19 protein-coding genes are annotated in these 18,170 nt (G+C 70.6%); 7 read left to right on the plus strand and 12 right to left on the minus strand.

Annotated features, from left to right (window positions below):
• Positions 1-4: 4 nt before the first annotated feature.
• From gspD to gspG, 9 genes are all read right to left on the minus strand, one after another.
• Complete coding sequence (gene gspD / locus WG923_RS21495) at positions 5-2,155, minus strand: type II secretion system secretin GspD (RefSeq protein WP_340353046.1); 2,151 nt, start codon at positions 2,153-2,155, stop codon at positions 5-7.
• A gap of 21 nt (positions 2,156-2,176) precedes the next feature.
• Positions 2,177-2,968: a type II secretion system protein N gene (gspN, locus tag WG923_RS21500; protein WP_340353047.1), complete on the minus strand. Its 792-nt coding sequence runs from the start codon at positions 2,966-2,968 to the stop codon at positions 2,177-2,179.
• A gap of 4 nt (positions 2,969-2,972) precedes the next feature.
• Complete coding sequence (gspM, locus tag WG923_RS21505) at positions 2,973-3,452, minus strand: type II secretion system protein GspM (RefSeq protein WP_340353048.1); 480 nt, start codon at positions 3,450-3,452, stop codon at positions 2,973-2,975.
• Positions 3,449-4,657 (minus strand): type II secretion system protein GspL, encoded by a 1,209-nt coding sequence (gene gspL / locus WG923_RS21510; RefSeq protein WP_340353049.1) that lies wholly within the window; start codon positions 4,655-4,657, stop codon positions 3,449-3,451. The genes gspM and gspL overlap by 4 nt, the downstream gene beginning before the upstream one ends.
• A gap of 33 nt (positions 4,658-4,690) precedes the next feature.
• A complete protein-coding gene (gene gspK / locus WG923_RS21515; protein WP_340353050.1) occupies positions 4,691-5,662 on the minus strand; it encodes a type II secretion system minor pseudopilin GspK in 972 nt (323 codons plus the stop codon).
• Positions 5,659-6,327, minus strand: a complete 669-nt coding sequence (locus WG923_RS21520; protein WP_340353051.1) for a PulJ/GspJ family protein — start codon at positions 6,325-6,327, stop codon at positions 5,659-5,661. The genes gspK and WG923_RS21520 overlap by 4 nt, the downstream gene beginning before the upstream one ends.
• 81 nt (positions 6,328-6,408) lie before the next feature.
• On the minus strand, positions 6,409-6,765 hold the full coding sequence (gene gspI, locus WG923_RS21525; protein WP_340353052.1) for a type II secretion system minor pseudopilin GspI: 357 nt from the start codon (positions 6,763-6,765) through the stop codon (positions 6,409-6,411).
• The gene (locus tag WG923_RS21530; protein ID WP_340353053.1) at positions 6,762-7,235 is read right to left on the minus strand and encodes a GspH/FimT family pseudopilin; all 474 of its coding nucleotides are present in this window, start codon (positions 7,233-7,235) and stop codon (positions 6,762-6,764) included. Before WG923_RS21530 ends, gspI begins: the two co-directional genes overlap by 4 nt.
• Positions 7,210-7,668, minus strand: coding sequence for a type II secretion system major pseudopilin GspG (gene gspG, locus WG923_RS21535; RefSeq protein WP_340353054.1), 459 nt, complete (start codon positions 7,666-7,668; stop codon positions 7,210-7,212). The genes WG923_RS21530 and gspG overlap by 26 nt, the downstream gene beginning before the upstream one ends.
• Positions 7,669-7,690: 22 nt before the next feature.
• Between gspG and WG923_RS21540 the strand changes: the two genes are divergently transcribed.
• A complete protein-coding gene (locus tag WG923_RS21540) occupies positions 7,691-8,296 on the plus strand; it encodes a type II secretion system protein N (protein ID WP_340353055.1) in 606 nt (201 codons plus the stop codon).
• Here the strand turns inward: WG923_RS21540 and WG923_RS21545 are convergent.
• Both WG923_RS21545 and ilvA read right to left on the minus strand, forming a co-directional pair.
• On the minus strand, positions 8,269-8,994 hold the full coding sequence (locus WG923_RS21545; RefSeq protein ID WP_340353056.1) for a hypothetical protein: 726 nt from the start codon (positions 8,992-8,994) through the stop codon (positions 8,269-8,271). The two genes, WG923_RS21540 and WG923_RS21545, sit on opposite strands and share 28 nt — an antisense overlap.
• Positions 8,978-10,531: a threonine ammonia-lyase, biosynthetic gene (gene ilvA, locus WG923_RS21550; protein WP_340353057.1), complete on the minus strand. Its 1,554-nt coding sequence runs from the start codon at positions 10,529-10,531 to the stop codon at positions 8,978-8,980. Before ilvA ends, WG923_RS21545 begins: the two co-directional genes overlap by 17 nt.
• Before the next feature lie 301 nt (positions 10,532-10,832).
• On the opposite strand from ilvA, the gene WG923_RS21555 reads away from it, so the two are divergent.
• Positions 10,833-11,294 (plus strand): OsmC family protein, encoded by a 462-nt coding sequence (locus WG923_RS21555; RefSeq protein ID WP_340353058.1) that lies wholly within the window; start codon positions 10,833-10,835, stop codon positions 11,292-11,294.
• On the opposite strand, the gene coq7 is transcribed toward WG923_RS21555, so the two are convergent.
• On the minus strand, positions 11,291-11,914 hold the full coding sequence (gene coq7, locus WG923_RS21560; protein WP_340353126.1) for a 2-polyprenyl-3-methyl-6-methoxy-1,4-benzoquinone monooxygenase: 624 nt from the start codon (positions 11,912-11,914) through the stop codon (positions 11,291-11,293). The two genes, WG923_RS21555 and coq7, sit on opposite strands and share 4 nt — an antisense overlap.
• A 319-nt stretch (positions 11,915-12,233) precedes the next feature.
• Between coq7 and WG923_RS21565 the strand changes: the two genes are divergently transcribed.
• The 5 genes from WG923_RS21565 (at position 12,234) to WG923_RS21585 (ending at position 18,144) form a co-directional block, all read left to right on the plus strand.
• The gene (locus WG923_RS21565) at positions 12,234-13,385 is read left to right on the plus strand and encodes a porin (protein WP_340353059.1); all 1,152 of its coding nucleotides are present in this window, start codon (positions 12,234-12,236) and stop codon (positions 13,383-13,385) included.
• Between the two features lie 41 nt (positions 13,386-13,426).
• A complete protein-coding gene (locus WG923_RS21570) occupies positions 13,427-14,221 on the plus strand; it encodes a DUF3047 domain-containing protein (protein ID WP_340353060.1) in 795 nt (264 codons plus the stop codon).
• 91 nt (positions 14,222-14,312) lie between these two features.
• A complete protein-coding gene (locus WG923_RS21575; RefSeq protein ID WP_340353061.1) occupies positions 14,313-15,293 on the plus strand; it encodes an ABC transporter permease in 981 nt (326 codons plus the stop codon).
• A 5-nt stretch (positions 15,294-15,298) separates the two neighbouring features.
• Positions 15,299-16,519 (plus strand): M20 aminoacylase family protein, encoded by a 1,221-nt coding sequence (locus WG923_RS21580; RefSeq protein ID WP_340353062.1) that lies wholly within the window; start codon positions 15,299-15,301, stop codon positions 16,517-16,519.
• 50 nt (positions 16,520-16,569) lie between these two features.
• Complete coding sequence (locus tag WG923_RS21585; protein ID WP_340353063.1) at positions 16,570-18,144, plus strand: ABC transporter substrate-binding protein; 1,575 nt, start codon at positions 16,570-16,572, stop codon at positions 18,142-18,144.
• Positions 18,145-18,170 lie beyond the last annotated feature (26 nt).

The following is an 18,170-nucleotide window of genomic DNA, read 5'->3' on the forward strand; positions in this document are numbered from 1 at the left end:
CTGCCTAGCGGGCGCTGGGTGCGGTCGTGGCGGGTGGCGCCGTCAGCGGCGACGAGGGGTTGAACCCCTGGGGGATGGGCTGGAGCGGCTCTGGCACGACCGCAGCACCCTCCACGCCCTTGAGCACTCCGCTGGGCGCCGGCTGCGTGTTCTGCTGCTTGGTGCGCATCAGGTCGTAGCGATCCAGCGAGAGCGCATCGCTGCTGGCCTGGTCGCGCACGACCACGGGCCGCAGGAACACCATCAGGTTGCTCTTCTTGCGGCTGCGGGCTTCGCTGCGGAACAGGCCGCCGAGAACCGGCACGTCGCCGAGGCCGGGCACCTTTTCCTGGTTGTTGCCGTACTGGTCCTGCAGCAGCCCGCCGATCACGATGATCTGGCCGTCGTCCACCAGCACGTTGGTCTCGATGGTGCGCTTGGTGGTCGTGGGGCCGTTGGGATCCGCACGCGTCTGCTGGTCGACGTTGGAGGTTTCCTGGTAGATCGTCAGGCGCACCGTGCCGTTCTCGGCGATCTGCGGCTTCACGCGCAGCGTGAGGCCGACGTCCTTGCGCTCGATGGTCTGGAACGGGTTGACCGTGTTGCCCGAGGCGCCGGTGTTGGTGAACTGGCCCGTCACGAACGGCACGTTGGAGCCGACGACGATCTTGGCTTCCTCGTTGTCCAGCGTCATGAGGTTGGGCGTGGACAGCACGTTGGCGTCGCCGCTGCTCTCGAAGAAGCGTGCCAGCGCGCTCAGGACGACCCGGCCTTCGATCCTGCGCGCCACGCCGATGTTGAAGCCGGAGCCGGGCGTCACCACCGAGGTGCCGCCGTTCTGCGTCGCGAGGTTGATGATGTTCGCCCCGGCCACGGCGGCGCTGAAGTTGCTGCCCAGGAAGCCGATCACGCTGCTGCCGGCATTGCCCACGATGTTCTGCCACTGGATGCCGAACTCCGCCGCCTTGTCGTTGTTCACTTCGACGATCAGGCTTTCCACCAGCACCTGCGCGCGGCGGCCATCGAGCTGGTCGATCACGGCGCGCAGCTGCCGGTACTGCGGCTCGGGCGCGGTGATGATCAGCGAATTGGTGGCGGGATCGGCCTGCACCTGCCCGCCGGTGGAGGGCTGGGCCGAGGGCGCGATCGGCGTGTTGGCGGCACTGGTGCCGGTGCCGGCGCCGGCACCGCTGAGGCCGCTGGTCACGCCGGGCGGGCTGGCTGCCCCACCGGACACTGCGCCACCGCCGCCCGCCGCGCCCGTCCCGCTCGTGCTCGCGATTGCCGCGCGCAGGATCTGCGCCAGCTTGGTCGCATCCGCGTTGCGTAAGTACACGACGTGGATGTTGCCGGCCGCGCCGACGCCTGCCTGCCCCGCGACGTCCAGCCGCGCGACGACGGAGCGCACGAGGTTCAGCCGCGCCGGGTTGGCGGCGCGCACGATCAGCGAATTGCTGCGCGGCTCGGCCACGATCGTGGTGCGGGCCGAAGTGTCCACCTGCCCCTGGCCCGCCGGCGCGCCGGTGCCCGAGGCGTCCACCAGCCGCTGCACCACCGGCGCGAGGTCCACCGCCAGCGCGTTCTGCAGGTTGATCACCTCGACGTCGGTGGCGTTGGGGATGTCCAGCGCCGCGATGATGCGGGCCAGGCGCTGCAGGTTGTCGGCGTAGTCCGTGATCACCAGCGAGTTGTTGCCGGGGTTCACGTTGATCGTGTTGTTGGGGCTGATCAGCGGCCGCAGGATCGGCACCAGGTTGCCCGCGCTCTCGTAGTTCATGCGGAAGATCTGCGTGACGATCTGGTTGCCCGAGATGCCGCCGTCCACCGTGACCTGCCCGCCCTGCAGCTTGGCTTCCGCTTCGGGCACCACCTTGAGCAGCCCGCCGGATTCGACCACCGTGAAGCCGGACAGCCGCAGCGTCGCCACGAACTGGTTGAAGGCGGCCCGGGGCGGCACCGGGCGGTCGGTGGACAGCGTGATCGTGCCCTTCACCCGCGGGTCGACCACGATGTTGCGGCCGGTGATGGCGGCCATGGTGCGCGCCACCGCCTCGATCTCGGCGTTGACGAAGTTCAGCGTGATCGGCTCGTTGGCGCGTTGCGCGTACAGCATGCCGGGCGCGCCGGCCAGCAGCAGCACCACTGCGAGCGAGGCGAGGGCGGATCGGAAATTCATGGCAGGCGTTTCTGGCTCTCTCTAGCCGATGGAGATGATCGAACGGACGCCGCTGCGCCGTCCGATGATGTTCAGGAGGTTGGCGAGCGCGGCCTCGCGGTCCGGTGCGGCGCTGGCTTCGCCGCGGAAGTGCAGCCGCTCGCCCACCCATTGCCCGCTTCCGGACAGCTGCAGGCTGCCCTCCAGGGTCTCCAGGTGCAAGGTGGCGGGCGTGCCCCCTTGCACGGTGATGCGGTAGCTGCCCATGGGCCTCAGGGTAGACAGGCGCGACGCGACGCGCAGCGCCACCAGCTCGGCCCGCCCGGCGATCGCCGCGCGGCCTTCGGACCATTCTACTGAAAGGCCCTGCGTGGTCAGCCGCAAGTCGCCGTCGAATTGCAAAGTGTTCCAGGGCGTGCCCAGGCCCGCCGTCACGCTGGCGGGCCACTCGGAACGGGCGTCGCCCACCTGCAGCGCGGGGCCGCCCCAGCGCCAGCGGGCCCGCACCGCCACGGGCTGGGGGGTGCAGCATTCGGCGCGTAGCGCCGCCGCCACGCCGTTCCAGCGCGGATGCAGCTCCCAGGCCACCCGCCCCGGCAAAGCCGCGGCGTCGGTGCTGCCCGGGCCGCCGGTCAGGATCACGCGGGCGGAGCCGTCCCACACGGTGCCGCGCGCATCCGAGAGCAGCACGCGCTCGCCCGAAAGGCGTTCGACGCCGGCGGCCAGCCAGCGCGCCGGCGCGAAGGTGACGAAGGCAACGAGCAATCCGAGTGCGGCGCCGCCGAAGGCCCACCCCCAGGGAACCTCGCGGACGGAACGCTTGCCGCGCGCCACGCGGCTACCGCGCCGGCAGCGTGACGACCAGTGTGCCGTCCCAGCCGCCCGTGGCGTTGCGCGCGAGCCTGGCCTCGCCGGGCAGGGCGCGCGCGTTGCTGCGCACCTGCGTCAGCCAGCGCGCCAGCCCCTCGGCCGGCGTGTTCAGCAGCGTGATGGTGACGCGCTCGCCCGCGATCGTGTAGCGCGCGCTCACCCCGAGCTGTTCGCGGATCGCGGCTTCGAGCTGGCGCATCGCCTCGTCGTGGCTCTGGCGCGGCTGCGACTGCATCATGCGGGCCTGCGACTGCAGGCGCCGCATGTGCTGCAGCTGCGTGTCGAGCGCGCGGTGCTGGGCTTCGGCGGTGCGCAGGGTGGCGACGGCGGGCCCGAGCAGGACCCACCAGACCAGGGCCAGGGCCACCACGATCACCGCGCCGGCGACCAGTGCCTGTTCGCGCGGGGCGAGCGCCCGGAAGCGCTGGCGCAACAGCTCCATGTTCATCGGGCATCCTCCGCCGCCACCACGATCGCATTGCCATCCGCGTTGGCGGCGTAGCCCAGCGCCTTGAGCGTGGCGGCGGTGCCGCCGAATTCCGCCGGCGACAGCGCCAGCCCGCCGGCGCGCAGTTCCGTGCCGTTGAATTCCAGGCTGGCGGGCACGCGGCCCTGGGGCAGGGCGGAGGCCAGGGCGCCGAGCACCGCGTCGAGGTCGCGCGCGGAGGCGACGCCGGTCTGCTGGCGCAGCGCCGCCACCTCGCGTTCCATCTGCACCGGCGCATCGACGACGACCCGCACCTGCGGGAAGGTGTCGGTGAGGGTGCGCCTCACGGCCTCGCGCTGGGCCGCCAGGGTGGCCCGTTCCTTCCAGGCCCAGGCGTTGAGGCCCACGAGGTGGATCGCCACCAGGGCGACGGCCGCCCAGCGCGCCGGCCGCCAGGCCGCCGCGTGCAGCACTTCGCCCCAGCTGGTGGCGATCTTCTTGAACGTGCGGGCTTGGGCGGAGCTGGCGAAATCGAATTGCGCCAGGTCCCAGCGGGTGCGGGCCGCGTCCAGCCAGCGTTGCGGCGCCTGCTGCAGCGTGAGCTTCTGCTGCAGCACCTGTTCGGCCAGGCCGGCGACCGCGGGTTCGGCCAGCCGCGGGGCGTCTTCGGGCAGCCCCGGCAGCAGCGCCAGGGCCGCGGCGCTCAGGGGCAGGCTGATCACGCCCTCGTCGCTGCTGGTCACCACGACCGGCTGCTCGGGGTCGCCAATCACGGCCAGGGCCGGCCGGCCCTCGGGCGCGAACTCCGGGACGATGCGGGTGGCGGGCCGGCCCGCGCTTTCGAGGACCTGCAGGGCGCCGCGCAGCCAGGCGCGGTCGCACACGCAGACCCAGGCGGGCTCGCCGGCGCGCGCACCGGGCTGCAGCGCGAAATGCACCGCCTCGGTTTCATCGAGGAGGCGCTCTTCCAGCACCCCTTCCAGCGCCGTGCGCATGCGCGGGGTGCCGGGGCCCACGCCCTTGGGCAGGTCCACGCGGTGCCAGGCCAGCGCCTGCACCGGCACCAGGGCCACCACCTCGGCGCCGGCGCCGCGCGGCTGCGGCAGCAGCGCGGCGGGCGACCTGCCGTGGTCGGCGAGCGTGCGCCCGTCGGGCGTGACGGCGAAGGCCCACTCGGTGGCGCCGGAGGCGGGCTCCAGCGGCAGGGAAACGATGAGGGTGCTCATGGAGTGCCGGCGATTGTAGGTTGCCGGCTGCGGCTAACGCTTGATCTCGGTCGTCCCCAGCGCTTCGGTCGGGCCGCGTTCGCGCTGCAGGGTGCGCACCTCGCGCCCCTGGCGCACGACGATCGAATGTTCCTCGATCACCACGTCGCCGATGCGCAGCCGGCCGCGCACCCCGAAGTAGCTGGAGCCGATGCCCACGCTGCCCGGCTCCAGCTTGGTCCCCTCGGGCAGCAGCGGCTTGACGTCGGCGATGCTGCGGAAGTGCTGCCGCTCGCGCTCGGCGACGATGCGCTGCGCGTCGGCCAGGCCGATGCCGGGGATCGCCGCGTAGATCACTTCCGCGGGAGCCGTGTTCAGGTTCACCGGCGACTTGATGATCGGCACCGTCCGCGGCAGGATGGTCACGTAGGGCTCCAGTGCCGCCACGGTTTCCGGCGCCAGCCCGAGCCAGACCAGCTGCTCCACCCGCTGCGGTGGCAGCGGGGCCTGCGCGGCGCTGCGGTTGTCCACGTTGAGGTCGAAGGCGAAGCGCAGGTTTTCCGCCATGCGCGCGAGTTGCGCCTGCGGCAGGCCCAGCAGGTCGAACAGCCGGCGGAAGGGGGCGAGGCGGTTCTCCGGCACGCCGGCGGCCTCGACCAGGTCGCCCACGTTCAGCCGGCTTTGCAGGTCGACGATGTCGCCCGAGAGAAAAACCTGGTCGGCCTCCTCGGTGTCGCTCATCGTGTTGTTGGCCTGGTCGGCGGCGAGGAAGGTCGAAAGGCGCGCCTCCTGCAAGGGCACCGCCCAGGGTTCGGCCAGGTAGTCGGGGTCGCCGCGGTCCTCGCGCAGGATCAGCCGCGCCCAGTCCAGCGCGCCGGTCAGGATCCAGGTGGATTGCACCCGCTGCCGGTCCGCACTTTCGACCTCCACGCTGCGCCACTGCTGCCACAGGGCCGCGGCGGCGAAGGTCGCCACCAGCGTCACCGTGAGCATGGCCGCCAGCAGGGCGGCGCCGCGCTGCTTCATGTGCGGCCTCCGCCGACGGTGGGCCGCACCCAGTCGCGCTGCAGGCGGCCGCTGATCGCGCGGCCCGGGGGCAGTTGCAGGATCAGCCGCACGCCATCGGGCAGCGCCGAGGTGGACACGAGCGGGGACCCGGGCAGGGCCGCCGTCTGGCCGGGGGTGTCGGCGCTGGATTGCGGGTTGGTCCAGGCGTCGCCGCGGAAGAAGAAGATCTGCCAGTCTTCCAGCGGCGTGATCGCCACTTCCAGCCGGCGCAGCGCGTCGCTGGGGTTCTGCGCCCACAGGTCCGCCTGCTGCCAGGCGGTCCCGAGGTCGCCGCGGGTGAAGACCGGCGGCGACTGCCAGCGCCGCCACTGGCCTTCGCGCCGCGTCCAGCCCACCACGCGCGCGCCGTCGCCGGGCGCGAGGCTGCCCCGGCGCGTCAGGCGCAGCACGCGGCCGTTCCACTCCAGGGCGGGGGCCGGGGCGAATTCCTCGATCGCCTCGAGGTCCGCCGCCCACTGCGCCAGGCCCGTCTGCAGCGTGAGGATCTCGTCGGCGCGCGCTTCGGTCACCTCGCGGGCGCGGATCATGCCGTCGAGGCCGCGCCAGCTGAGGGTGGCGAGGATCGCCAGCGCGAACAGGGCGACCAGCAGTTCGACCAGCGTGAAGCCGCGGATGCGCCGCACGATCCGCCGCCGGGCCGCCCCAAGGCGGATCGCCCCCCCCGGGGGGCAGCGACGACGCGTGGTGCGGAGCGTGGGGGCCATTCAGTACCGCCCCATGACGGTGGACAGCCGCAGGATCGGCGAACGGGTGTCGGTGACCTGCGCGTCGACGCGGCGGAAGCTCGGGTTGGGCGTGGGCGAAACCTTGATCCGCACCTGGAACACCTGGCCGGCCTGTTCGCAATCGAGCTGGCTGTCGCCCACCGCCGGCATCTGGCGCGCCAGGCGCATGCGCGTGAGCTCGTTCTCGGCGCACATGTGCGCGAGCAGCACGTCCGACTGGCGCTGGGCGTTGTTGGTCAGCGCGGCGCTCGCCTGCAGGCCGGCCACCAGGGCGATCGAGACGATGCCCAGCGCCACCAGCACCTCCACCAGCGTGAAGCCGCGGCTGCGCTTCATGGCGTGGCGGCGCCGACCGTGAACGGCCGCAGGCCGTCGGTGGCCACCCGCAGCGTGCGATCGGGATGGTCGGCGCTCGTGAGCACCACGGCCTGCGGGCCGATCACGGGCTCGGGGCCCAGCACCAGCACGCCGCGGCCGGCGACCTGCGTGTCGCGCGCGAGCCACTGGTTCGGCAGCGCGTCCGGCGCCAGCCCCTCGAAGCGGAAGCCGCCGTCGCCCGCGACCCAGCGCACGGGCTGGCCGCTCAGGCGCGAGCGGGCGCGGGCGGATTCGAGCAGGGCGGCCAGCCGCTGCGCGTCGCGCTCCAGCGGGTCGCCGCCGGCATCGCGCAGCGCGAAGGCGACGCCGGCCGAGGCGATGGCGATGATGGAGACCACCACCAGCAGTTCGAGCAGGGTGAAGCCCGCCGCGAGGAGCCTGCGCGCTTGCGGACGGTGGGGGCTACTGCCAGGAGCCGACGTCGGCATTCTTGCCCTCGCCGCCGGGCTGGCCATCGGCGCCGAAGGACATCACGTCGATCTCGCCCTTGACGCCGGGATTGAGGTACTGGTACGGGCGGCCCCACGGGTCGTTGGGCAGCTTCTCCAGGTAGGGCTTCCAGTTGGGCGGGTTGGGCCCGGTGGTGGGCTTGGCGATCAGCGCCTGCAGCCCCTGCTCGCCGGTGGGGTAGCGCTGGTTGTCCAGCTTGTACAGCTTCAGGGCCTGCATCAGGTTGTTCACGTCGGTGCGGGCGGCGGTCACGCGCGCGTCGTCGGCGCGATCCAGCACGTTGGGCACGATCAGCGCGGCCAGCACGCCGATGATGACCAGCACCACCATCAGCTCGATCAGGGTGAAGCCGCGGGCGAGCCGGCGCCCGCGCGGGATCGCGCGTGTTTGCATGGCGGAGGAGGTGAGCATCGCATCAATGATAATCGCCAGCATGCTGACGCCGGCCCCCGCTCCCTGGATCGTGCGCGGCGCGACCTTCGCGCTGTGGGCGCTCGCCGCGGGCAGCGCGGCCTATTGGGGGCTGAAGCTGTCCTCCAGCACCCGCTCCGTGGCGGCGCCCGTCGCCGTGGCCCGGCAGGTCGGGCCGGTCGATCCGGTCGCCCTGGCCCGCATGCTGGGCAGCACGCCGGCGGCCGCGGCCGCCCCGGCGCCCGTGATCGCGCTGTCCAGCCGCTTCCAGCTGCTGGGGGTGGCTGCCGGTGCCCGCTCCGGCGGCGGGGCGGCGGTGATTGCGGTGGACGGCAAGCCGGCCAGGTCGTACCGGGTCGGCAGCACGATCGACGAAGGCCTGGTGCTGCAGTCCGTGCACGGACGCCAGGCCGTCATCGCGGCGCGCGACGGCCGGCCGGTGCTGACGCTGGAGTTGCCCCAGCCGCGCATCGAGACTTCCAACCGGCCGGTGCCGATGGGCGTCGCGCCCGGGGCAGTGGCGCCGGCGCCAGGCTTCCCCGTGCGTCCGGCCCCGCCGGCCGTGCCGCAGAACGCGCCGCAGCCCGTGGGCGAGGCGGCTCAGGCGCCCAGCGAGGCGGCCAGGTAGAAGGCCGCTTCGCAGGCCTGCTGCAGCGCGGCGGCCCGCGCCTCGTCGAAGCCTGGGCTGCGATGGCGGAAGAACCGCAGCAAGGCGATCCACGCCGCAGCCGCGCCCGCCAGCGCCAGCAGCGCGAAGGCGGCGCCGTCGGCCAGGACCATCAGCGCCACGGGCACCACGCACCACAGCGCCGCGATGCGCACGGTGCCGGCGTCCTCGCCGCCGGCATGCGCCGCCCAATGCGCGGCCAGCAGCGGCGCGAAGCGCGAGACCACCGGGCCGGCCAGCAGCGCCGCCAGCACCCCCGGCTCGGACGCCGAGCCGATCGCCGCCACGGCGACGATGCGCGCGGCGAGCAGAACCACCATGGCGATCACGCCCTGGCCTGCGCCGGGCGCCAGGCTTTCGGCCAGCCGGAACACCGCGCGTTCGTGCGCCGCACCGGTGAGCACCAGCACGGCGAACAGGCTCGCCACCGCCGCGACGGCGGGGCCCGCGGGATTGCCCCGCAGCAGCAGGCCGAAGACGGCGAACACGAACGCGGCCAGCAGGCCGACCACGGCACCGGCACCCGGCCGGTGGCGATCGCTGCCGCGCGCCAGGTCTTCGTCCGCGGCGCCGGCCACCGGCGGCAGCCGCGTTTCGCGCTGCAGCGCCCGCGCGAAACGGCGCGCGAACAGGTTCACCGAATCACTCAGGGCGGGCACGCAGGAACAGCCGGTAGACGGGGTTGTCCGTTTCCTCGAAGTACGGATAGCCGAGCGTGTCGAGGAACTCCTTGAAGGCCTTGTCTTCGCTGCGCGGCACCTGCAGGCCCACCAGGATGCGGCCGTAGTCGGCACCCTGGTTGCGGTAGTGGAACAGCGAGATGTTCCAGTTGGGGCGCATGTGCGCCAGGAACTTCATCAGCGCGCCGGGACGTTCGGGGAACACGAAGCGCAGCAGCCGCTCGTCCTGCGCCAGCGTCGACGGGCCGCCCACCATGTGGCGGATGTGCTCCTTGGCGAGTTCGTCGTGCGTGAGGTCCAGCGCCTCGAAGCCGTGGCGCGTGAAGTTCGCCGCGATGCGGCCCGACTCGCCCTTGCCGTGCGTGGTGAGGCCCACGAACACGTGCGCCTGCTGCGCGTCGCTGATGCGGTAGTTGAACTCGGTGACGTTGCGCGGGCCGCCCGGCAGCGTGCCGATCAGCTCGCAGAAGCGGCGGAAGCTGCCGCGTTCCTCGGGAATCGTGACGGCGAACAGCGCCTCGCGCTCCTCGCCCACCTCCGCGCGTTCGGCCACGAAGCGCAGGCGGTCGAAATTCATGTTCGCGCCGCACAGGATCGCCGCGTACGTTTCGCCGCGGGTCTTGCGCTCCGCCACGTACTGCTTGATCGCGGCCACCGCCAGCGCGCCGGCCGGCTCCACGATGCTGCGGGTGTCGATGAACACGTCCTTGATGGCGGCACAGACGGAATCGGTGTCCACCAGCATGAATTCGTCGACCAGCTCGCGGGTGAGGCGGAAGGTCTCCTCGCCCACCAGCTTGACCGCGGTGCCGTCGGAGAACAGGCCGACGTCGCCCAGGGTCACGCGCTTGTTCGCTGCGACGGACTGCGCCATCGCGTCCGAATCGCTCATCTGCACCCCGATCACCTTGATCTCGGGTCGCACCGACTTGATGTAGCTGGCCACGCCGGAGATCAGGCCGCCGCCGCCGATGGCGACGAAGACGGCGTCGAGCGGCCCCTGGTGCTGGCGCAGGATCTCCATCGCGATGGTGCCCTGGCCGGCGATCACGTCCGGGTCGTCGAAGGGATGGACGAAGGTGAGCTGCTCGCGCTCGCACAGTTGCGCGGCATGGCCGGCGGCGTCGGAATAGCTGTCGCCGAACAGGACCACCTCGCCGCCCAGGGCCTTGACCGCCTCGATCTTCACCTGCGGCGTGGTCACGGGCATGACGATCACGGCGCGCGCGCCCATGCGGTGGGCCGCGAGCGCCACGCCCTGCGCGTGGTTGCCGGCCGAAGCGCAGATCACGCCGCGCTGCAGCTGCTCGGGCGCCAGGTGCGCCATCTTGTTGTAGGCGCCGCGCAGCTTGAAGCTGAAGACCGGCTGCTGGTCCTCGCGTTTGAGCAGGACCTTGTTGTGCAGGCGGCGGCTGAGGTTGCGCGCAGGCTCGAGGGACGATTCCACCGCCACGTCGTAGACGCGGGCCGTGAGGATCTTCTTGAGGTAGTCCTGCGGCTGCAGGTGTTTCTTCATGGCGGCGAGATCATAGGGCGGACCGCAGGGCAGGGCCGGCACGGAGGGAAAAGAAAAAAGCCCCTGGATCTTGCGATCCGGGGGCTAAATCCACCAATGGAGGAGGTGGAGGAGACAACCGTTGCGCGGCCTCGGCGTGGAACGCCCCGGCTGCGATGCTTAGCGGAATCGCTATGCTCTGAGGGCAGTATAGCCAGATGTTTGCTGCGATGCACAACCGGGGCCCTTGTTCCGTGTCGCATACGCATCACTACGTAGCCGGGGACCCACAGGTGCCCCAAGACCGAAGGAACAGACAGCGATGGAATGCACAGTGACGTGGACCGGGGCCACCGGCGCGCGCTCGGGGATGGGGTTCCTGGCCGAGACCGGGACCGGCCACGTCCTCATGATGGACGGCGCCCCCGACGAGGCGCGGCCGGAGAACGGGGGCCTCAACCTGGCCCCCCGGCCGATGGAGACGGTGCTGGCCGGCACGGGCGGCTGCACCGCCTACGACGTCGTCCTGATCCTCAAGCGCGGGCGCCACGACGTGCGGGGCTGCTCCGTCAAGCTCAGTGCGGAGCGCGCCGCGACGGATCCGAAGGTCTTCACGAAGATCCACATGCACTTCACGGTGCGCGGGCGCCAGCTGCCGGCGGTCGCGGTGGAGCGCGCCATCGCCATGAGCCACGAGAAGTACTGCTCCGCCAGCGCGATGCTGGCGAAGACGGCGGAAATGACCACCAGCTTCGAGCTGGTGGAGGACGGCGCCGCAGCCTAGATGTAGTGCGCCGTCGTGGTCATCACGCGGGCCACCGCGCGCATGGCCACCTTCACCGGCGCAGGCAGTTCCACCCCGCCGGCCTGCAGCGCATGATTGGCGTGCGCGGCCTCGTCGTCCTTCATCTGCGCGATGATGGCGCGCGACGCGTGGTCGGCGGCCGGCAGGCGCTCCAGGTGGCTCTGCAGGTGGGCCTCGACCTGGCGTTCCGTCTCCACGACGAAGCCCAGGCTCACCCGGTCGCCGAAGCGGGCGGCGATCAGGCCCATCCCGAACGCGCCGGCGTACCAGAGCGGGTTGAGCACGGAAGGCCGGGCGCCCAGTTCGTCCAGCCGCGCCTTGGTCCAGGCCAGGTGGTCCGTCTCTTCGCGGGCGGCCCGTTCCAGCTGCGCGCGCAGCTCCGCGTTGCCCGTGGCCAGGGACTGGGCGGTATACAACGCCTGGGCGCAGATCTCGCCGACATGGTTGACCCGCATCAGCGCGGCGGCGTGCTGCTTTTCCTGCGCGCCCAGGTGCGTGGCTTCGTTCGGCACGACCGGGCAGGGGCGGGTGCTGCGGGGGGTCGCGAACAGGGTGCGCAACGCCTGGTCGGCGGCGCCGAGGATGCGATCGACGATCATGGGCCAAGTGTAGGAGCCCCGCGACGGTTGCGGCAGGTCGCACATCAGGAAGAAGGATGTCACACCTCATCCTTGACTTGACGCGTAAATGCGACGCAAGTGTTGTGCATCGTCCACTCGGCCGTCGGATTCCTGTTGTCGGCCTGCAACGAAACGCTCTCCGCAAGGCGAATTGCTTTGCGCCGCAAAAAGGCCTCTGGTGGAATAGCAACAACTTCCCAAAAGGAGGTTGGCCCGGGGATCCGGTGGAGCGCGACACGTGCCTGCATGCGCGCCCCATGCGAACCGGAGCCCTATGTTTAACCTTGGAGAAACTTGCATGAAAAAGTCCCTGATTGCGCTGGCCGTGATGGCTGCCGCCGGTGCGGCGTCCGCCCAGTCGTCGGTCACCCTGTTCGGTATCGTCGACGCCACGATCGCTCACGGTCGTGCCAATGGCGCCGGTGACGCCAGCAAAACCCAGCTGACCAACTCGGGCTACAACAGCTCGCGCATCGGCTTCCGCGGCACGGAAGACCTGGGTGGCGGCATGAACGCTTCCTTCTGGCTGGAAGGCTCCCTGGGCAATGACAGCGGCGTCGCCGGTCAAGCCATCCCCACGGGCAACCAGACGGCCGTGAACGCCGCCGACGGTACCGGCCTCGTGTTCAACCGCCGTTCCACCGTCAGCCTGGCTGGCAACTGGGGCGAAGTGCGCATCGGCCGTGACTACACCCCGTCGTTCTGGAACCTGACGATCTTCGATCCGTTCGGCACCAACGGCGTCGGCACGACCATGACCCTGAACGGCCCGGCCGGCGGCCTGGCTTCGCCCGCCGCCACCGGCGTGTTCGTGCCCAACGGCAGCCGCAACGTGATCGTGCGCGCCTCCAACGACATCGGCTACTTCCTGCCGGCCAACCTGGGCGGCATCTACGGCCAGGTGAACTACTGGATGGGCGAGAACGTCTCCAACGGCGCCGTGACCGAAGACGACGGCAAGGGCTACGGCCTGCGCCTGGGCTACGGCTCCGGCCCGTTCAACGTGGCCGTGGCCTGGGCCCGCACGAACTACGGCATCACCGCCCCCGGCGTCGGCGGCGACTACACCACCTGGAACATCGGTGGCCAGTGGGACTTCGGCATGGCCAAGCTGATGGCCCAGTACGCGCGTGACAAGAAGGACAGCACGACCGAGATCGACGGCCGCGGCTGGCTGATCGGCGCCCTGGTGCCGGTCGGTGCGGGCGAGATCCGTGCCTCCTACTCCACGTACAAGCTGGACAACGGTCCTGGCGCCGATCCGCGCACCGCGCAGATCGCCCTGGGCTACGTGCACAACCTGTCCAAGCGTACCGCCCTGTACGCCACGGTCGCCCACGCCCGCAACAAGGACGGCGCTTCCATGACGCTGAACGGCGCGACGGTTGCCGCCGGTTCCGTGAACTTCCGTTCCACGGGCTACGACCTGGGCATCCGCCACAGCTTCTGATTTTCGAAGCGGCCGCAAGGCCGCCGCAGAAAACAAGAAACTTGAAAGCCGCCTTCGGGCGGCTTTTTTCCATCTTCCCCGCCATGGACTTCCTGTCCTCCGGACGGCGCCGCTGCGCGGCCCTGTTCGCCGCCACCGCCCTGCTGGCCGCCGCCGGCTGTGCGTCCGTGCCGCCCGATTCCGCCGCCGCTGCGGCGACCTCGCCCTGGGCCGGCCCCGCCGCCTGGGTGCACAAGACCTTTCCCGGCAAGACCGCCACCGAATTCCAGTACATGCGGCTGGACGGCCGCGACGTGCTCGCCGTGCGCGCCGACAGCTCCGCCAGCATGCTGCGCCAGGCCGTGCGCATCGCGCCGGCCGACCTGGGGAGCGTGCGCTTCTCCTGGAAGGTGCCCGGCCTGATCGAGCAGGCCGACCTGGCCCTGCGCGAGCGCGACGATGCCCCGGTGCGCATCGTGCTCGCCTTCGAAGGCGACCGCTCCCGCTTTTCGGCCCGCGATGCCGCGCTGTCCGAACTGGCCCGCGCGCTGACCGGCGAAGAGCTGCCCTACGCGACGCTGATGTACGTTTGGTGCAACCAGCGCCCGCCGGGCACCGTCATTCCCAGCCCGCGCACCGACCGCATCCGCAAGCTGGTCGTCGAGTCCGGGCCGCGCCGCCTGAACCGCTGGCTGGACTACGAGCGCGACATCCGCGCCGATTACGAGCGCGTGTTCGGCGAGCCGCCCGGCGCGCTGGTGGGCATCGCGATCATGACGGACAGCGACAACACGCACACGCAGGCGCAGGCCTGGTACGGACCGGTGCGGCTGGTACCGGCGCAACACGTGCAGTGAAGCGCGTCACTGCCGCGACCGTTCAGAGTTTCCCCGCGTTCCGGCACGGGAATTGCCATGCTAGCCTCGGCAGCCCTTCGCGCCCATATTGATGCTTGCATTTGTCCTGCGCCGCATGCTCCAGGCCGTGGTGGTCATGGTGGTGGTGGCCTTCATCGCGTTCCTGCTGTTCCAGTATGTCGGTGACCCCGTGGTGTTCCTGCTCGGTCAGGACGCCAAGCCGGACCAGATCCGCGAGCTGCGCTCCGCGCTGGGGCTGGACCAACCCTTTTTCGTGCAGTTCTGGCACTTCCTGGGCAACGCCGTGCAGGGCGAGTTCGGCCTCAGCCTGCGCCAGGGCGCCAAGGTGTCGCGCCTGATCGGCGAACGCTTCCCCGCCACGGTGGAACTGGCGCTCACCGCAGCGGTGCTGGCGCTGGCGATCGGCGTGCCCATGGGCGTGTACGCGGCGCTGCGGCGCGGCACCTTCGGCAGCCAGCTGTTCATGACGCTCTCCCTGCTGGGCGTCTCGCTGCCCACCTTCCTGATCGGGATCCTGCTGATCCTGGTCTTCTCCGTCACGCTGGGGTGGTTCCCGAGCTTCGGCCGCGGGCAGACGGTGCAGGTGGGCTGGTGGGCCACGGGCCTGGCGACGCGCGACGGCTGGTACCACCTCGTGCTGCCGGCGATCACGCTGGCGATCTTCCAGCTCACGCTGATCATGCGGCTGGTGCGCTCGGAGATGCTGGAGGTGCTGCGCACCGACTACATCAAGTTCGCGCGCGCCCGCGGGCTGCCGAACCGCGCCATCCATTTCGGCCACGCGCTGAAGAACACGCTGGTGCCGGTGATGACCATCACGGGCCTGCAGCTCGGGCAGCTGATCGCCTTCGCCATCATCACCGAGACCGTGTTCCAGTGGCCCGGCATGGGCCTGCTGTTCATCCAGGCCGTGACCTTCGCCGACATCCCCGTGATGGCATGCTACCTGTGCCTGATCGCCCTGATCTTCGTCGTGATCAACCTGATCGTCGACCTGCTTTACTTCGTCGTCGACCCGCGCCTGCGCGTGGGCGCGGCGGGAGGACATTGACCGCCATGCTGGCTCCGGCCGCCGCCAACCGGCTCGCGCACGCGCGACCCTTCGCGCACATCGCGCAGTTCCACCCCGAGCTCACCGCCTTCCGGCGCGACCTGCACGCGCACCCGGAACTGGGCTTCGAGGAGGTCTACACCTCCGCCCGCATCCAGGAGGCCCTGCGCCTGTGCGGCGTCGACGAAATCCACACCGGCATCGGCAAGACGGGCGTGGTGGGCATCGTCCACGGGCGCCAGAACACGGGCAACCGCATGCTCGGCCTGCGCGCCGACATGGACGCGCTCACCATGACCGAGAACAACGACTTCCCCTGGAAGTCGACGCGCAACGGCATGATGCACGGCTGCGGGCACGACGGCCACGTGACGATGCTGGTCGGCGCCGCGCGCTACCTCGCGGAGACGCGCAACTTCGACGGCAGCGCCGTGCTGATCTTCCAGCCGGGCGAGGAAGGCTTCGCCGGCGCCAAGGCGATGATCGAGGACGGCCTGTTCCAGCGCTGGCCGGTCGAATCCGTCTACGCCATGCACAACTGGCCCGGCCTCAGGCCCGGCAGCTTCGGCGTGCGCCACCACGCGATGATGGCCTCGGCCGACCGCGTGACGATCGAGATCGCCGGCAAGGGCGGCCACGGCGCCCACGCCTACCTCGCGGTGGATCCGGTGCTGGTGGCCGGCCACATCATCACGGCGGTGCAGAGCATCGTCTCGCGCAACGTCAAGCCGGTCGACGGCGCCGTCATCAGCCTGTGCGCGATGCAGGCCGGCGACCTGCACGCGATGAGCGTGATCCCCGGCAAGGCCACGCTGGTGGGCACCGTGCGCACCTTCCGCCCCGAGGTGCAGGACATGGTGGAGCGGCGCCTCAACGAGCTGTGCAGCGCCGTGGCGCTGGGCTTCGGCGCCTCGGCCACCGTGCACTACGAGCGCATCTATCCGGCCACCATCAACACGCCGCGCGAGACCGAGTTCGCCGCCGACGTGGCGGAGTCGCTGGTCGGACCCGAGCACGTGGTGCGCGACATGGAGCCCAGCATGGGCGCCGAGGACTTCTCCTTCATGCTGCAGGTCAAGCCCGGGGCCTACCTGCGCATCGGCCAGGGCGGCGAAGGCAGCTGCATGCTGCACATGACGCGCTACGACTTCAACGACGACATCCTGCCGCTCGGCTCCGCGTTGCACGCGAGCCTGGTCGAGCGGGGGCTGCCGCTGGCGGCGTGAGCGGCGCGAACGGTTTCATCCGAAGGCATTACTTCCAGAAGGAGTCCACCATGCGATTGAAGAGTTTCCTGGCCACGGCCCTGCTGTGCGCCGCACTGGGCGCCGGCGCGCAGACCGTGCGCATCGCCAACCAGGGCGATGCGCTGTCGATGGACCCGCATTCGCTCAACGAGTCGCTCCAGCTCGACGTGCTGGGCAACATCTACGACGCGCTGGTGCTGCGCGACAAGGACATGAGCGTCGTGCCGGGGCTCGCCACCGCCTGGAAGCAGGTCTCGCCGACGGTGTGGCGCTTCGAGCTGCGCAAGAACGTGCAGTTCCACGACGGCACGCCCTTCACGGCCGACGACGTGCTGTTCTCGATGGCGCGCACGCAGGCCGACGGCTCGGACCTCAAGAGCTACACGAACGACTTCAAGGCGGTGCGCAAGATCGACTCGCACACCGTGGAGATCGAGACGCTCAAGCCCTTCCCCATCCTGCCGGACCTCATGTCGCGCGTGATGATCATGAGCAAGAAGTGGTGCGAGGACAACCAGGCCACGCGCCCGGTCGACCGCCGCAAGGGCATCGAGAACGCCGCCTCGTTCCGCGCCAACGGCACCGGCCCGTACCGCCTGCGCGAGCGCCAGCCCGGCGTGCGCACGACCTTCGTTCGCAACGGCAATTACTGGGGCAAGATCGAGGGCAACGTCCAGGAAGTGATCTTCACGCCGATCGGCAACGACGCCACCCGCGTCGCCGCGCTGCTCTCCGGCGAAATCGACGTGATGGAGCCGGTGCCGCTGCAGGACGTGGACCGCGTCAACGGCTCGCCGAACGCGCGCGCCCTCACCGGCCCCGAGCTGCGCACCATCTTCCTGGGCATGGACCAGAAGCGCGACGAACTGCTGTATTCCAGCGTCAAGGGCAAGAACCCGTTCAAGGACAAGCGGGTGCGCCAGGCCTTCTACCAGGCGATCGACATCGAAGGCATCAAGAAGACCGTGATGCGCGGCGCGTCCTCGCCCACCGGCGAGATGGTCGGCCCCGGCATCAACGGCTTCCAGCCGGACCTGAACAAGCGCCTGCCGTACGACCCTGAGGCCGCCAAGAAGTTGATGGCCGAAGCCGGCTATCCGAACGGCTTCGAGGTCACGATGAACTGCCCGAACGACCGCTACGTGAACGACTCGCGGATCTGCCAGGCGGTGGCCGCCAACCTCTCGCGCATCGGCGTCAAGATCAACCTCGCCGCCGAGACCAAGGGCACCTACTTCCCGAAGATCCTGCGCCGCGACACCAGCTTCTACCTGCTCGGGTGGACGCCCAGCACCGTCGACGCGGCGGACCCGCTGAATGCGATCATGTCCTGCGTCGACGACAAGGGCGCCGGCCAGTTCAACCTGGGCGCCTACTGCAACCCGAAGGTCGACGAGCTCACGCACAAGATCCAGGCGGAAACCGACAAGGCCAAGCGCAACGCGATGATCCACGAAGCCTTCAAGATCCACCAGGACGACATCGGCCACATCCCGCTGCACCAGCAGGCGCTGGCCTGGGGCGTGAGCAAGCGCGTGGACGTGGTCCAGCGGCCCGACAACAACCTGTCGTTCAAGTGGATCAAGGTGAAGCCGGGCGCCTGATGCCATTGCTTGCGCCAGCGCCGGAG

It is taken from the genome of Ramlibacter sp. AN1133 (genome assembly GCF_037890035.1).
GTDB lineage: Bacteria > Pseudomonadota > Gammaproteobacteria > Burkholderiales > Burkholderiaceae_C > Ramlibacter.